This is a genomic window from Cellulosimicrobium sp. NPDC030954, assembly GCF_055571305.1.
Genome location: NZ_JBVIFN010000007.1, coordinates 99,293 through 114,499, shown reverse-complemented (window position 1 = coordinate 114,499; position 15,207 = coordinate 99,293). Strand labels below are relative to the sequence as shown.

Below are 15,207 nucleotides of genomic sequence, written 5' to 3'. Positions count from 1 at the left end.
GGATGGTCCGACCGCGGCCCGGACGTGCGGTCACCGGCTCAGCGCCAGCCCGACTCCACGTCGGCCCCGTCGTGGTAGTCGGTCGCCACCGGCGGCATGTGCCCGTCGGTGCCCTCGCCGTAGTCGTGCCCCGCACCGGCCGAGGCCGCGGGCGCCGAGGAGGCCTGACCGTCGAAGACGTCCTGCGCCGGCTCGCCGCGGATCAGCGCGAGCGCGGACGGGAGCTCCTCCGGTGAGACGAGGACCTCGCGCGCCTTGGACCCCTCGGACGGGCCGACGATCTCGCGGGACTCGAGGAGGTCCATGAGGCGACCCGCCTTGGCGAACCCGACGCGCAGCTTGCGCTGGAGCATCGACGTCGAGCCGAACTGCGAGGTCACGACGAGCTCCGTCGCCTGCAGGAGCAGGTCGAGGTCGTCGCCGATGTCCTCGTCGACCTGCTTCTTCGCCGCGGTCTGCGTGACGTCCTCGCGGTACACCGGCTTGAGCTGGCCCTTGACGTGCTCGACGACCGAGTGCACCTCGGACTCGGAGACCCACGCGCCCTGGACGCGCATGGGCTTCGCGGCGCCCATCGGGAGGAACAGCGCGTCACCCTGGCCGATGAGCTTCTCGGCGCCCGGCTGGTCGAGCACGACGCGCGAGTCCGCGAGCGAGGACGTCGCGAACGCGAGGCGCGACGGCACGTTGGCCTTGATGAGGCCGGTGACGACGTCGACCGACGGCCGCTGCGTCGCGAGCACGAGGTGGATCCCCGCCGCTCGCGCGAGCTGCGTGATGCGCTGGATCGACGCCTCGACGTCGCGCGGGGCGACCATCATGAGGTCCGCGAGCTCGTCGACGACCACGAGCAGGTACGGGTAGGGCGCGATCTTGCGCTCGGAGCCCGGCAGCGGCTTGACCTTGCCCGAGCGCACGGCGGCGTTGAAGTCGTCGATGTGCTTGTACCCGAACGCGGCGAGGTCGTCGTACCGGGCGTCCATCTCCCGCACGACCCAGTCGAGGGCCTCAGCCGCCTTCTTCGGGTTGGTGATGATGGGCGTGATGAGGTGCGGGATGCCCTCGTAGATGGTCAGCTCGACGCGCTTCGGGTCCACGAGCACGAGGCGCACCTGCTCGGGCGTCGAGCGCATGAGGATCGACGTGATCATGGAGTTGATGAAGCTCGACTTGCCCGCGCCCGTCGCGCCCGCGACGAGGATGTGCGGCATCTTCGCGAGGTTCGCGACGACGTAGCCGCCCTCGACGTCCTTGCCCACGCCCATGACCATGGGGTGCTCGGTCCGGCGCGCCGCCGACGACCGCAGCACGTCGCCGAGCACGACCGTCTCGCGGTCGGTGTTGGGGATCTCGATGCCGATCGCCGACTTGCCGGGGATCGGCGCGAGGATGCGCACGTCCGCGCTCGCGACCGCGTAGGCGATGTTGTTCGAGAGCGACGTGATGCGCTCGACCTTGACCTTGGGGCCGACCTCGACCTCGTAGCGCGTGACCGTCGGGCCGCGCGTGAAGCCGGTGACCTTCGCGTCGACCTCGAACTGCTCGAACGTCTGGGTGAGCGCCTCGACGACCCGGTCGTTCGCGGCGGACCGGACCTTGTGCGGCGCCCCCTTGACCAGGGAGTCCTCGTTGGGCAGGAGGTAGACCGTGTCGCCCTCGAGCATCGGCTGCACGCCGCGCGGCAGGGGGCTGCTCGGCGGGGGCGGCGGGACGCTGCCCGCGCCGTCGGCGGGGTCGGGCGCGACGGCGCCCATCGCGGCCGCCGCGGTGTCCTGCGCGGTGCCGTGCCCGACGGCGGGGACGGCCTCGGTCGGTGCGGTGCCGGGCACCGGCTCGTCCCCGCGCCGCTTCTTGCCCCGCCCTCGCGGCGTGTCCTCCTCGTAGTCGAGGAACGCCGCGGTCTCGAACGCCTCGTCGCCCGAGAACCCGCCCTCGGGCTTCTCGATCTCGGCCGCCTCCGCGGCCCGCTGCGCCTTGGTCTTCCGGGGCTTGCGAGGGCGACGACCGGTCGGGACGTCGGAGCCGTCGTGGCGCGAGACGCCCTCCGCGAGGGCGAGGCCGTCGGCGTCCTGCTCCGCGTCGTCCGCGCGGTGGTTGCCGGTGAGCACGTCGTAGAGGCCGCGCAGCCGGCTGGGGATCCGGTGCACCGGCGTCGCGGTGACGACCAGCAGCCCGAAGAACCCGAGCAGCAGGAAGATGGGCACCGCGAACCAGGGCGTCAGCCCGGTGGTCACCGGCGTCGCGGCCAGGTAGCCGACGATGCCGCCGGCGTCCTGCACCGCCTCGAAGCCGTCGCCCGGCGCCGGGAGGTCCTCGGAGATGTGCACGAGCGAGCACACCGACACGACGATGAGCGTGAGCCCGATCGCGACGCGCGAGTTCGCCTGGGCGCGCTCGGGGTGGCGCATGATGCGCACGGCGAGCCAGAGCAGCAGGACGGGTACGGCGACGCCCGCGAGGCCGAACGTGCCGGCGACGACGCCGTGCACGACCTTGCCGAACGTGCCCTGGATGCCCCACCACTCGCGGGCCGCGACGACGACCGCGAGGCCGATGAGGAAGAACGCGACGCCGTCGCGCCGGTGTGCCGGGTCCAGCTCTCTTGCTCCCTTTCCGATGGTGCGCACGAGCGCTCCCACGCCGTGCGCGGCGCCGAGCCAGACCGCCCGCACCGCGCGGACGGGCCACGGCGGCCCCGACGCGGGGCGCCGGGCCGGCCGGCGCGTGCCGGAGGAGGTGGACCGCCCGCGACCGGTACCGGCGCGCGACGTGCCGCGGGCCGAGGACGAACCGCCGCGCGCCGAGGTGCGGGGCGCTGGCGTGCGGTTGCTCGCGGTCCGACGTGCCTGCGGGGACGTGCGGGTCGCCATAGTGGTCCTAACCTACCTGCGAGGGACGACACGGACGCGGACCCGGCGGCGCGTGTCCCGGCCGGGGTGCTGCCGGACGGCCCGCGACCCCCGCGAGCGAGGACCCACGGACGACGACCCCGGACGACGACCCGCGAACGACGAGGACCGGAGGACCCGTGCACGAGCCCACGCACGCCGAGCGGAGCGACGGACCGGGCGGCGGACCGAGCGACCCACCGACCGGCCGGGGCACCGCCGCCCCCGGCGGGGCCGCGGCCGCGCCGCGAGCGCGCGACCTCGTCGAGGTGCTCCCCGGCGTCTGGGTCGCCACGGCGGAGATCTGGACCACGACGTCGACCGTCGTCACCACGCCGGACGGCGGGGCGCTGGTCGTGGACCCGGCGGTGACGGTCGCCGAGGTCGAGGGGCTCGCCGCCGCGGTGCGGGCGCGCGGCTGGCGCGTGACCGCCGGGTTCGCGACGCACGCGCACTGGGACCACGTGCTGTGGTCGCCCGCGCTCGGCGCCGCGCCCCGCTGGGCGACGGCGCGCACCGCCGCCACGACGCAGCGACGGCGTGCCACGGTCCTCGCGTCGACCGAGGCCGCCGCACCCGGCCACGACCCCGCGCTCGTCGGGGCGCTGTCCCCGCTCCCCCGCGGCGCGCGGCGGCTCCCGTGGCCCGACGCGGCACCGACCGGCCCGGGGTCGGTGGCCGTCGTCGAGCACGACGCCCACGCGCCGGGCCACGCCGCGCTGGTGGTGCGCACGCCGCACGGGACCGTGCTCGTGGCGGGCGACATGCTCTCGGACGTCGAGGTGCCGCTCGTGGACACCGACGCCCTCGACCCGGTCAGGGTCTACCGGGGTGCGCTCGACGCGCTCGAGCTTGCCGCGCGCGACGTGGACGTGCTCGTCCCGGGCCACGGGAGCCCGGCCGTCGGACGCGCGGCGGTCGACGGACGCTTCGCGGCCGACCGGGCCTACCTCGACGCGCTCGACGCGGCCGTGGGGCACGGTTCGACCGTGGCGGACCCTCGGCTCGTCGGGTACGTCGCGGAGTGGCACGCCGACCAGCTCGCCGCGCTGCGCTCCCGCTGACACGCTCCCGGCTGCCGACCGAGCGACCGCCCGTCAGGACGTCTCAGTCGTCGAGCCCGAGCTCCGCGGACCGCGCGAGCGCGGCGTCGAGCGCCTGCTCGTCGGTGACCAGGCGGTGCAGGTGCCGGGCCGCGGCGTGCAGGGCGTCGAGGTCCGGCCCGTGCACGCTCACCATGCCGCCCTCGGGGTCGAACCCGACGGCGTCGAGGACGCCCGGCTCGTGGTCGGTCAGCGTGGCCTGGAGCGCGCCGGAGAAGTCGTACCCGGAGCCCTCGACGCCGTGCCGCTCGAGGGCGCCCTTGTGCTGGTGCCACTCCGGGCCGCCGGGCGAGTAGATGATGCTCCACCCCTGCGACAGGGTCACCAGGCGGACGGGGTCGAGCGGGGCGAAGTCCTCGGCGTTCGTCATGCCCGAACCGTAGCGGCGGCCGCCCACGACGCCGTGGCGCACCCGCAGCACCGCGCGCGCCCGGACCGCCGCCGTCACCCGAGGAAGAGCCCGATCGCCAGCGTCACGACCCCCGCCGCGAGGACCACTCCGCCGGCAGGGAGCAGCACGACGGCCCGGTTCGGCGCGTCGCGCCCCGCACCCACCGCGGACAGGAAGAACCCGGCGGGCAGGAGGACGGCGGAGACGAGGACCCCGGTGGCCGCGAGCCACCGCCAGAAGCCCGCGAGGTCGGTGGCGTCCGCGAGCAGCAGGCACACGAGCCCCAGGACCACGAGCACGCCCGCGTGCGCGTGCCCGGCGCGGAAGAACGACGTCTGGAAGCCCGTCGCCGGCACGCGCCGCGTGACGACCTTGACGAGGAACGCGCCGCCGGACTCGATGCCGACGACCGTGAGCAGGACGATGCCGGCGGTGATGCGGGCGGCGTCGGTGAGCTCGAGCACGGGAACCTCCGGGGTGAGCGGGACGACCCGGGCGCCAGGTGCCGCCCGGGTTTACGAACACTGTTATAGAACACCGTTCGCAAACCCGGGTCAAGCCCTCTAGACTCGTCGCGTGGCCCGCCCCCGACTGCACGACGACGCTCTGCGCGACCGCCTCCTCGACGTGGCGTCGCGCGCCATCTCCGCGCACGGCGAGGGCTCGGTGACGGTGCGGTCGGTCGCGACGGCGGCGGGCACGAGCCCGTCCGCGGTGTACGCGCTCTTCGGCAGCCGCGACGACCTCGTCGCTGCCGTGTCCGCCGAGGGCTTCCGGCGCTTCGCCGCCCACCTCGCGGCCGTCGTCCGGACCGACGACCCGGGCGCGGACCTCGCGGCCCTCGGCGGCGCGTACCGCGCCTTCGCGCTCGCGGACCCGCACTTCTACGCGGTGATGTTCGCCCGCGGCGTGCGGCCCGGCGCGGAGCGCCCCCGCGCCGTCGAGGAGGCGACGTTCCTCGTGCTGCGCGACGCCGTCGCGCGCCTCGTGCCGGACGCGGCAGCCGTCGACGACGTCGCGCTCGGGCTGTGGGGCCTCGTGCACGGCCTGGTCTCGCTCGAGCTCGCCGACCTCGTCCCCGGCGACGACGCGGAGCGCGCCGAGCGTTACGTGAGGGCCACGACCACGGTCGGGCGCGCGCTCGCGGGACGCTGACGGGTCCCGCCGACGACGGTCAGGACCAGCCGGCGCCCGGCGCGGTCGCGGACGCGACGACGGCCCGCTGGCCGTCGCCCACCTCCCGCACGACGCGCGCCCACAGCACGGCGGCGACGACGAGAGCGACGGCCGCGACAGCGTCCAGCACCGGGAGCGCCGACCAGACGTCCGGGGAGTCCGACCTCATCAGCCGACCGCCGGCGTTCGCGGCGAACCCTCCGACGAGCCAGGCCGCCCACCAGCCGCCCAGCCCCGGACGCTCCGCGCGGAGCGTCGCCGCACGGACGTCGCGCACGACCTGGAGGGGGAACCACAGCGACACGACCGGAACGATCCATCCCAGCCAGACCCAGACGCGCGAGCGCGCGTGCGACCACCACGGCGTCACGGTCTCGGCGAAGCGCCGGGAGCGCCAGAGCCACACGACGGTGACGATCCCGGCCGCGAGCTGAACCACCCAGAACAGCAGGGCGACGGTGTCGTACGCCGCGAGGACCGCCATCGACACGCTCCGACCCCGGACGAGCTCGTGCAGCGTCGAGACCACGGGTACGGCGAGCGCGGCCTGGACCACCGCTCCCCCGGCGACCGCTGCGGCGAGGGCGACGGACGCCACGCCCAGGCCACGGGGCACCGGTCGCGGTGACGCGGCGGGCGTCCTCGGCACCCCGGCATGACCGGCGAGAACGGGGGCGGCGGCAGGGAAGGAGTGCGGTGACGGAGCGCCGGCGGGGTGCGGGGAGGACATGGGCGGTCTCCTGGGAGCTCGGGCGGAGCGCCAGGATAGTGGTACTTCGCCCCATTCCGGGCCGGTCGACCGAGGGGCCGACCGGCCCGGGGGCTGGCGCTACGCCTCGACGACCACCGGGACGATCATCGGGCGGCGGCGCAGGCGGTTGGAGACCCACCGCCCGATGACGCGCCGCATGACCTGCTGGAGCTGGTGCGTGTCGGTCGCGCCGCCGGCGATCGCGTCCTCGAGCGCCTTGACGACCTCCGGCTGGATGTCCTGGAACACCTTGTCGTCCTCGGCGAACCCGCGCGCGAGGATCTGGGGCCCGGCGAGCACCTTGCCCGTCGCGGAGTCCACGACGGCGAAGACGGACACGAAGCCCTCCTCGCCGAGGATGCGCCGGTCCTTGAGCTCGGCGTCGGTGATCTCGCCGACGCTCGACCCGTCGACGTAGACGTACCCGCAGGGCACCGCGCCGACGACCGACGCCTTGCCGTCGACGAGGTCGACGACGACGCCGTCCTCGGCGAGCACGACGCGGTCGGCCGGCACGCCCGTGCGGACCGCGAGCGCCCCGTTGGCGACGAGGTGGCGGACCTCGCCGTGCACCGGCATGACGTTCTTGGGCTTGAGCACGTTGTAGCAGTAGAGGAGCTCGCCCGCGCTCGCGTGCCCGGACACGTGCACCTTGGCGTTGCCGCCGTGCACGACGCGCGCCCCGAGCCGGGTGAGCCCGTTGATGATGCGGAACACGGCGTTCTCGTTACCCGGGATGAGCGACGACGCGAGGATCACGGTGTCGCCGTGGCCGACCTGGACCTTGTGGTCGCCGTTGGCCATGCGCGACAGGGCCGCCATGGGCTCGCCCTGGGAGCCGGTGCACATGAGCACGATCTCGTCGTCGCGCAGGGAGTCGACCTTCTTGAGGTCGATGAGCACGCCCTCGGGCACGTGGAGGTACCCGAGCTCGGCGGCGATGGTCATGTTGCGGACCATCGAGCGCCCGACGAGCGCGACGCGGCGCCCGTGGTGGTGCGCCGCGTTGAGGACCTGCTGCACGCGGTGCACGTGCGAGGAGAACGACGCGACGATGATGCGCTTCTCCGACGCTGCGAAGACGTTGTCGAGCACCGGGCCGATCTCGACCTCGGGCGTGACGAACCCGGGGACCTCGGCGTTGGTCGAGTCGACCATGAACAGGTCGACGCCCTGCTCGCCGAGGCGCGCGAACGCCCGGAGGTCGGTGATGCGCCCGTCGAGCGGGAGCTGGTCCATCTTGAAGTCGCCCGTGTGCAGCACGGTCCCGGCGCCGGTCGTCACGGCGACCGCGAGCGCGTCGGGGATCGAGTGGTTCACGGCGACGAACTCGCATCGGAACACGCCGAGCTGCTCGACCTGGCCCTCCTTGACCGCGAGGGTCACGGGCGAGATGCGGTGCTCCTTGAGCTTCGCCTCGACGAACGCCAGCGTGAGCTGCGACCCGACGAGCGGGATGTCGCGGCGCAGGCGCAGCAGGTACGGGACGGCGCCGATGTGGTCCTCGTGGCCGTGCGTGAGGACGATCGCCTCGATGTCCTCCAGCCGGTCCGCGATGTAGTCGAAGTCCGGGAGGATGAGGTCGACGCCGGGCTGGTTGTCCTCGGGGAAGAGGACGCCGCAGTCGATGACGAGCAGGCGCCCGTCGTACTCGAGGACGGCCATGTTGCGGCCGACCTCCCCGAGCCCGCCGAGGGCGACGATGCGCAGCCCTCCGGTGGGGAGCTCGGGAGGCAGGGAGAGTTCAGGGTGGGGATGGCTCACGGGGCCTCCTGTCGTGGCTGAGCCGGGGGTTTCGAGGGCTCCTGCCCTCGCTAGTTCGTGGGTGCGGCGGTGGCCGCCGCGGTGCTCGCGCCGACGAGCACGCCCGCGGCGACGAGGGCGTCGCGGACCAGCGCGACGTCGTCCTCGGTCGCCGCGACGTTCGGCAGGCGCAGGAACCGGTTGTCGGTGAGGCCGCGCAGCTCGACGGCTGCCTTGGCCATGACGGCCTGGAAGCCCGCGCCGTTGAGCGCGTCGATGACGGGCGTCGTGGTGAGGAAGACGTCGAGCGCGCCCGCGTGGTCGCCCGCGTCGAAGCGGCGCACGACCTCGGCGAACGGCCCGGCGACCGCGTGCCCGGACACGGACACGATGCCGGCGGCGCCGTGCGCGAGGAACGGCAGCAGCAGGCCGTCGTCGCCGCTGTAGAACGCGAGCCCGGTCGCGGCGGCGAGCTTGGCGGCGGCGTACACGTCGCCCGTCGCGTCCTTGCTCGCGACGACCCGCTCGTGCGCCGCGAGCCGCGCGTACGTCGCGGGGGCGATCCGCACGCCCGTGCGTCCGGGGACGTCGTAGAGCATGACGGGCAGGTCGGTCGCGTCGGCGATCGCCGTCACGTGCCGGTACACGCCCTCCTGGCTGGGGCGCGAGTAGTAGGGCGAGACGACGAGGAGCCCGTCGGCGCCGGCCTCGGCCGCCTGCTCCGCCATGCGCAGGGCGTGGTCGGTGTCGTTGGACCCGGCCCCGGCGACGACCGCCGCGCGGTCGCCGACCGCGTCGACGACGACGCGCACGAGGTCCTGCTTCTCCGGCGCGTGGGTCGTGGGCGACTCGCCCGTCGTGCCGCTCAGCACCAGGCCGTCGTTCCCGTCGTCCACCAGGCGCTTCGCGAGCCGGGCCGCCGCCGCGAGGTCGACGGCGCCGTCGGGCGTCATCGGGGTGACCATGGCCGTGAGGACGGCACCGAACGGGCGCGCGGGGGTGGCGGGAAGGACCATGTGCACAAACTACCGTGCGGCGGGTCCCCGCACCGCGCCCGTCCAGGCGTGGGACCGCCCCGCGCGACCGCCGCCCGGGTGCGTCCCCGCGACCCCGAGGGCGATACTCGGAGCATGTCCCGCCCCGCCTCGACGTCGAACCTCTCCCCCGCGCTCGTCGCGCACGTGCCCACGGGGCTGCTCGTCGACGGCCACTGGGGCCCCGCCGAGGGCGGCCGGACGTTCGAGGTCGAGGACCCGGCCACGGAGGAGTCCCTCTTCGACGTCGCCGACGCGAGCCCCGCCGACGCGCTCCGCGCGCTCGACGCCGCGCACCGCGCCGGTCCCGCGTGGCGGGCGACGCCCCCGCGCGTGCGCGGCGAGGTCCTGCGCGCCGTCTACGACCGGGTCGTCGCGCGCGCCGACGACGTCGCCGCGCTCATCACGGCCGAGTGCGGCAAGCCGCTCGCCGAGGCGCGCGCCGAGGTGCTCTACGGCGCCGACTTCCTGCGCTGGTACGCGGAGCAGGCGGTGCGCGCCGACGGGCTCGCCCGCACCGCACCCGCGGGCGGCAACCGGCAGCTCGTCTTCCGCCGGCCCGTGGGCCCGGCCCTGCTCGTCACGCCGTGGAACTTCCCCATCGCGATGGCGACGCGCAAGATCGGGCCGGCGCTCGCCGCGGGCTGCACCGTCGTCATCAAGCCCGCCCGGCTCACGCCGTTGACGACGGCGCTCGTGGCCGAGGTCATCCGGTCCGAGCTCGCGGACCGCGGGCTGCCGACCGGCGTCGTCAACGTCGTCCCGTCGTCGCGCGCCGCGGACGTCACCGAGCCGCTCCTCGCCGACGAGCGCCTGCGCAAGCTGTCGTTCACGGGCTCGACGGCCGTCGGGCGCACGCTCCTGGAGAAGGCCGCGCCCCAGGTGCTGCGCACCTCGATGGAGCTCGGCGGCAACGCGCCGTTCCTCGTGTTCGCCGACGCGGACCTCGACACCGCGGTCGAGGGCGCGCTCGTCGCGAAGCTGCGCAACGCGGGCCAGTCGTGCGTCGCGGCCAACCGCTTCCTCGTGCACGACGCCGTCGCGCGCGAGTTCGCGCAGCGGCTCGCCACCGCGTTCGAGGACCTGCGGGTCGGGCCGGGCGCGCAGGACGGGACGCAGGTCGGCCCGCTCATCGAGGCGAAGGCGGTGGACAAGGTCGCCGAGCTCGTCGACGCCGCGTCCGACGGCGGCGCGCAGGTCCTCACGGGCGCCGACCGGCCGCGGTCCACGGGGTACTTCTACGTGCCGACCGTGCTGTCCGGCGTCGACCCGGACGCGCGCGTCGTCACCGAGGAGATCTTCGGGCCGGTGGCGCCGGTCGTCGCGTTCGGCGACGACGACGAGGGCCTCGCGCTCGCGAACGCGACCGAGTACGGCCTCGCCGCCTACGCGTACACCGCCTCGCTCGACCGCGCCGTGCGGGTGTCCGAGGAGGTCGAGGCCGGGATGATCGGTATCAACCGCGGGATGGTGTCGGACGCGAGCGCGCCGTTCGGCGGGCTGAAGCAGTCCGGCCTCGGCCGCGAGGGCGGCGAGGCGGGCCTCGAGGAGTACCTCGAGACCGTGTACGTCGCGCTCTGAGGCGGGACGTCCACGACGCCCGCGCGGCGGCGGGCGTGCCCGGCGCCGTGGTGCCCGACGACGTGCCGGCACCGCGCGTTGTAGCCTGACGCTCCCCTGCCGCCGACTCCCGGAGAGCCTCCGCCCGTGCCCTCGTCGCCCGCGCTGACCACCAGCCCGACCGCCCCCTCCCCGAACGCCCGCGTCACGACCGTCGGGTACATGATCTTCGCGTCCCGCTGGCTCCAGGCACCGCTCTACTTCGGCCTCATCGTGGCCCAGGTCGTCTACGTCTGGCAGTTCCTCAAGGAGCTGTGGCACCTCATCGTCGGCGGGTTCACCGGCGAGGTGTCGGCCATGAACGCGGACACGCACCAGCTCGAGACGCACACCTACGGCGCCGAGGAGATCATGCTGGCCGTCCTCGGCCTCGTCGACGTCGTCATGATCTCCAACCTGCTCATCATGGTCATCGTCGGCGGCTACGAGACGTTCGTCTCGCGCATCCGGCTCGACGACCACCCCGACCAGCCGGAGTGGCTGAGCCACGTCAACGCGAACGTGCTCAAGACCAAGCTCGCGATGTCGATCATCGGCATCTCCTCGATCCATCTGCTGCGCACGTTCATCGAGTCGTCGAGCAACCGCATCACGGCCGAGACCATGCTGTGGCAGACGATCATCCACCTCGCGTTCGTCGTGTCCGCGCTCGCGCTCGCGGCGATCGACCGCATGTCCCTCACGGCGCACCAGCGCGCGGCGAACGCCGCCGCGGCGGGCGAGGGCCCGGCCGACCCGCACGCATGAGCCGGCCCGACGACGTCACGCGCCCCGACGCCGAGCCCGACGCGCCCGCGTCGCTCGACGCCGAGGTGACCGACGCCGTCGAGCACGCCGTCGAGGACGAGGTCCGCGCCGCGGTCCGCCAGGCCGTCTCGGTCTCCGTCGCGACGGGCCTGTACGGCATCTCGTTCGGGGCGCTGTCCGTGGTCGCCGGCCTCGACGTCGCGCAGACCATGGCGCTGAGCCTGCTCATGTTCTCGGGCGGGTCGCAGTTCGCGCTCATCGGCGTCGTCGGCGCGGGCGGCGCGCCGGGCGCCGCGATCGCCACCGCGGGCTTCCTCGGGGTCCGCAACGCGCTGTACGGGGCGCAGCTGGGCCCCCTGCTCGCGCTGCGCTCGTGGCACAAGGTGGTCGCGGCGCAGCTCACGATCGACGAGTCGACCGCCGTCGCGACGGCGCAGCGCTCGCGCCGCGCGGTCCGGGCCGGGTTCTGGTGGACCGGGGTCGGCATCTTCGTGCTCTGGAACGCCATGACGCTCGTCGGGGCGCTCGCGGGCGACGCGCTCGGCGACCCGCGCGCGTGGGGCCTGGACGCGGCCGCCGCCGCGGCGTTCCTCGCCCTCCTGTGGCCCCGCCTCGCGGCGCGGGCGATGCAGCTCACCGCGGCGGCGGCCGTCGTCGTCGCGGCCGCGCTCATCCCGGTCGCGCCGGGCGGCGTCCCGGTGCTGGCGGCCGCCGCCGTCGCGATCGTCATCGGGCAGGTGGACGCGCGGCGCCGGCGCGACGCGTCGAGCGGGCCGTCGGCGCCGCCCGCCGACGGGCGCCCCGGGAAGGAGCCGTCATGACGTCAGCGACCGTGTGGGTCGTGGTGCTGGTCGCGTCCGCCGTGTGCTTCGCGCTCAAGCTGGCCGGGCACCTCGTGCCCGAGCACTGGCTCGCGGACGAGCGCGTCGCCCGCACCGCCGCGCTCGTGACCGCCGCGCTCCTCGCGGCGCTCGTCACGGTGCAGACGGTCGGCGACGGGCAGGCCCTGGTCGTCGACGCGCGCCTGCCCGCGCTCGCGGTCGCGGCGGTCGCGCTCGCGCTGCGCGCGCCGTTCATCGTCGTCGTCGTGCTCGCCGCAGCCACGGCCGCGGGCCTGCGCGCCCTGGGCTGGGGCTGAGGACGCCTCCGTCACGGCCGACGCCCGAGGTCTCGTAGGGTGAACCCGTGAGCCTCTTCCGCGAGACCGCCGACGTCTCCGTCCGCCCCGCCGTGCCCGGCGACGACGTCGCGGTGACCGCGATCCAGGTCGGTGCCTGGCGCTCGTCCCACGCCGAGGTCCTCGGGGCCGACGTGCTCGACGCGCTCGACACCGTGCGGATGCGCGAGCAGTGGGCCGCCGGCATCTCCTCGCCCCCCGGCCCGGGCTTCGGCGTGCTCGTCGCGTGCGCGGGCGCCGACGTCGTCGGGTTCGCCGCCGTGGCCCCCGGGCAGGTCCTCGCGCTCGAGGTCGAGCCGCGCCACCAGCGCGGCGGCCACGGGTCGCGTCTGCTCGCGGCGGCGGTCGACCGGCTGCGACGCGACGGCGCGGAGGAGGTCGTCACCTGGGTGCTCGACGGCGACACGGCGCGCGAGACGTTCCTCGCGGGCGCCGGGCTCGGGCCCGACGGGCGGACCCGGACGCTCGCCACCGGGGTGCGCGACGTCGTGGAACGCCGGTGGGCCGCCGAGATCTGAGGGCTCGTGCCACCGTTCGTCACGCAGCCGTGACACCGTCGTGACCCGTTCGCGCGGGTGACCTGCGAGGATCGACCGCCATGGGCATCCTCACCGACTACTTCTCCGCACCCGACGACGCGCAGGCCGGTCGCGCGGCACGGACGGGCCCGAGCAGCCCCGACCCGCTGACGAACCAGCCGGTGTTCCCCACGGTCGAGCTCAAGGGGATCGACCCGTTCGTCGTGCTGGGCACGCTCGCGGGCCTCCTCACGGACCGCCCGTACGCCGAGGCGAAGAGCGACCCCCGGCACGGGGAGCTCGTCGCGAGCGCGGGCGACGAGGGTCCGTGGGTCGTCGCGGTCACCGCGGAGCTCGTGACGGCGCTCGCCGCGGCGACCTCGACCGACCTCGACGCCGTCGCCGTGCGCTGGGCCGCCACCGAGGAGCTGGAAGGCTCCGACCCCGCCGACCTGGCCGGTGCCCTGCACCGGCTCGCGACCCTGTGCGTCCAGGCGGACGACGCGGGCCACCGCCTCTACTGCTGGACGAGCCTCTGACCTGCCGACATGGTCCGCCCACGTCGGGTGGACCGCCTCGGTCAGCGACGGGCGCGGTAGAGAGCCGCGGCCTTGCGCAGGGCCTCGCGCGCCCGACGGCGGTCACGCGCGGCGTCGTACGCGAACGCCAGGTGGTACCACGCCTCCCAGCTCTGGGGGTCGGCGTCGACCGCGTCGCGGTAGGGCGCGAACGCAGCGTCGGCCGCGTCCCGGTCGATCCGCCCCCCGGGCGAGCGCGGCAGGTCGTCGACGGGGAGCCGGCCGCGCGCCGCCAGGTCGTCCGCCATGCGCTGCACCGTGCCCGCGAGCAGGAACTCGCGGCCGACCAGGCCCACCACGAGCAGGGGCAGCACGAGCACGCCCGCACCGATCACCATCGCGACCGGCTCGCCCGTGCCGACCAGCGCGGCGGCACGCCCCGCCACCTGCCACACGTACAGCGCGAGCAGGATCGTCACGAGCACCGCGCCGACGATCGCCTTCCAGGGCCGGGCAGCCCTGCCCTGCCGACCGGGACCGGTGCCCGTACCGCGGTCCTCGCCGGGGTCGGCGGGGCCCTCGGTGCCGTCGGTGCCGTCGGGGGCGCTCACGCCAGGTCCAGCACGTTCTCGAGACCGACCGTCAGGCCCGGGCGCGCGACGACCTCGCGCACGGCGAGCAGCACGCCCGGCATGAAGGAGACGCGGTCGAACGAGTCCTGCCGGATGACGAGCTGCTCGCCCGCGTTGCCGAACAGGATCTCCTCGTGGGCGACGAGGCCGCGCAGACGCACCGCGTGCACGCGCACCCCCTCGACGTCGGCGCCCCGCGCCTCCCACCCGGACTCGGTCGCGTCGGGGCTCGGGGCGAGGCCCGCGTCGGCACGTGCCGCGGCGATCGCCGCAGCGGTGTGCCGGGCGGTGCCGGACGGCGCGTCGACCTTGTCCGGGTGGTGAAGCTCGATCACCTCGGCCGACTCGAAGTAACGGGCCGCCTTCGCGGCGAACGTCATCGCGAGGACGGCCGAGAGGCCGAAGTTGGGGGCGATGAGGACGCCGAGGGCGGGGCCGCCGCCCGCGGCGCGGCGCTCGAGGTGCTCGGTGACCCGACCCCGGCTCTCGTCCGTCCAGCCCGTGGTCCCGACGACCGCATGCACGCCCGCGTCGATCAGCGCGTGGACGTTCGCCTCCGTCGCGGACGGGACCGTGAAGTCGACGGCGACGTCGGCGCCGTTGAGCGTCGCGGACGTGACCTCGTCGCCGGCGTCCAGACGCGCGACGAGCTCGAGGTCCGCCGCACCCTCGACGGCCGTGCAGACGGTCGCGCCCATGCGCCCGGCAGCGCCCAGGACGGCGACCCGCAACGGGCGGCCCGGCCCCTGGCCGGGGTCGGTCGGGGCGGTATCGGGCGCGGGGATGTTCTGCTCGCTCACGCCCGTCACCCTATCGCCGGTGCGCGGGCCGACCGGCGCGCCGTCCGCGGCACCGGTGGTGGGCGCGCCCACGGCACCCGGCCCGCAGCGCGACGGCGGCCGCCCTCCG

The 15,207-nt window shown here is 75.1% G+C and carries 16 protein-coding genes; 8 read left to right on the top strand and 8 right to left on the bottom strand.

Translation table 11 applies throughout. The annotated features are described in order from the left end of the window. Positions 1-38 precede the first annotated feature (38 nt). Complete coding sequence (locus ACZ402_RS14770; RefSeq protein ID WP_375824417.1) at positions 39-2,870, bottom strand: DNA translocase FtsK 4TM domain-containing protein; 2,832 nt, start codon at positions 2,868-2,870, stop codon at positions 39-41. A gap of 158 nt (positions 2,871-3,028) precedes the next feature. Here ACZ402_RS14770 and ACZ402_RS14765 point away from each other — a divergent pair, with 158 nt between their 5' ends. Beyond that, positions 3,029-3,952 (top strand): MBL fold metallo-hydrolase, encoded by a 924-nt coding sequence (locus tag ACZ402_RS14765; protein WP_375824416.1) that lies wholly within the window; start codon positions 3,029-3,031, stop codon positions 3,950-3,952. 43 nt (positions 3,953-3,995) lie between these two features. Here the strand turns inward: ACZ402_RS14765 and ACZ402_RS14760 are convergent, their stop codons facing one another. Next, positions 3,996-4,361 (bottom strand): Imm51 family immunity protein, encoded by a 366-nt coding sequence (locus ACZ402_RS14760; protein WP_375824415.1) that lies wholly within the window; start codon positions 4,359-4,361, stop codon positions 3,996-3,998. Positions 4,362-4,435: 74 nt separating this feature from the next. Beyond that, on the bottom strand, positions 4,436-4,846 hold the full coding sequence (locus ACZ402_RS14755) for a hypothetical protein (protein ID WP_375824414.1): 411 nt from the start codon (positions 4,844-4,846) through the stop codon (positions 4,436-4,438). 112 nt (positions 4,847-4,958) lie between these two features. On the opposite strand from ACZ402_RS14755, the gene ACZ402_RS14750 reads away from it, so the two are divergent. Further along, positions 4,959-5,537 carry a TetR/AcrR family transcriptional regulator gene (locus ACZ402_RS14750; protein WP_375824413.1) on the top strand — a complete coding sequence of 193 codons (579 nt, stop codon included), beginning with the start codon at positions 4,959-4,961 and terminating at the stop codon, positions 5,535-5,537. Positions 5,538-5,556: 19 nt separating this feature from the next. Here the strand turns inward: ACZ402_RS14750 and ACZ402_RS14745 are convergent, their stop codons facing one another. The 3 genes from ACZ402_RS14745 to dapA form a co-directional block, all read right to left on the bottom strand. Continuing rightward, entirely contained in the window at positions 5,557-6,156 is a 600-nt protein-coding gene (locus tag ACZ402_RS14745) for a DUF4328 domain-containing protein (RefSeq protein ID WP_375824412.1), read from the bottom strand. 231 nt (positions 6,157-6,387) lie between these two features. Continuing rightward, positions 6,388-8,073 carry a ribonuclease J gene (locus tag ACZ402_RS14740; RefSeq protein ID WP_375824411.1) on the bottom strand — a complete coding sequence of 562 codons (1,686 nt, stop codon included), beginning with the start codon at positions 8,071-8,073 and terminating at the stop codon, positions 6,388-6,390. A gap of 50 nt (positions 8,074-8,123) precedes the next feature. After that, positions 8,124-9,068 (bottom strand): 4-hydroxy-tetrahydrodipicolinate synthase, encoded by a 945-nt coding sequence (gene dapA / locus ACZ402_RS14735; RefSeq protein ID WP_375824410.1) that lies wholly within the window; start codon positions 9,066-9,068, stop codon positions 8,124-8,126. 114 nt (positions 9,069-9,182) lie between these two features. On the opposite strand from dapA, the gene ACZ402_RS14730 reads away from it, so the two are divergent. The 6 genes from ACZ402_RS14730 (at position 9,183) to ACZ402_RS14705 (ending at position 13,687) form a co-directional block, all read left to right on the top strand. Next, positions 9,183-10,667, top strand: a complete 1,485-nt coding sequence (locus ACZ402_RS14730) for an NAD-dependent succinate-semialdehyde dehydrogenase (protein WP_375824409.1) — start codon at positions 9,183-9,185, stop codon at positions 10,665-10,667. A gap of 126 nt (positions 10,668-10,793) precedes the next feature. Then, positions 10,794-11,453, top strand: a complete 660-nt coding sequence (locus tag ACZ402_RS14725) for a TIGR00645 family protein (RefSeq protein ID WP_375824408.1) — start codon at positions 10,794-10,796, stop codon at positions 11,451-11,453. Continuing rightward, positions 11,450-12,274, top strand: coding sequence for an AzlC family ABC transporter permease (locus ACZ402_RS14720; protein WP_375824407.1), 825 nt, complete (start codon positions 11,450-11,452; stop codon positions 12,272-12,274). Before ACZ402_RS14725 ends, ACZ402_RS14720 begins: the two co-directional genes overlap by 4 nt. Further along, on the top strand, positions 12,271-12,591 hold the full coding sequence (locus ACZ402_RS14715; protein WP_375824406.1) for an AzlD domain-containing protein: 321 nt from the start codon (positions 12,271-12,273) through the stop codon (positions 12,589-12,591). The genes ACZ402_RS14720 and ACZ402_RS14715 overlap by 4 nt, the downstream gene beginning before the upstream one ends. A gap of 47 nt (positions 12,592-12,638) precedes the next feature. Continuing rightward, the gene (locus tag ACZ402_RS14710) at positions 12,639-13,148 is read left to right on the top strand and encodes a GNAT family N-acetyltransferase (protein ID WP_375824405.1); all 510 of its coding nucleotides are present in this window, start codon (positions 12,639-12,641) and stop codon (positions 13,146-13,148) included. A gap of 80 nt (positions 13,149-13,228) precedes the next feature. Then, entirely contained in the window at positions 13,229-13,687 is a 459-nt protein-coding gene (locus ACZ402_RS14705; protein WP_375824404.1) for a hypothetical protein, read from the top strand. A gap of 41 nt (positions 13,688-13,728) precedes the next feature. Here ACZ402_RS14705 and ACZ402_RS14700 read toward each other — a convergent pair whose 3' ends face one another. Both ACZ402_RS14700 and dapB read right to left on the bottom strand, forming a co-directional pair. Continuing rightward, entirely contained in the window at positions 13,729-14,163 is a 435-nt protein-coding gene (locus tag ACZ402_RS14700) for a hypothetical protein (protein ID WP_375824526.1), read from the bottom strand. A 110-nt stretch (positions 14,164-14,273) separates the two neighbouring features. After that, positions 14,274-15,029: a 4-hydroxy-tetrahydrodipicolinate reductase gene (gene dapB / locus ACZ402_RS14695; protein ID WP_375824525.1), complete on the bottom strand. Its 756-nt coding sequence runs from the start codon at positions 15,027-15,029 to the stop codon at positions 14,274-14,276. Between the last annotated feature and the right edge of the window lie 178 nt (positions 15,030-15,207).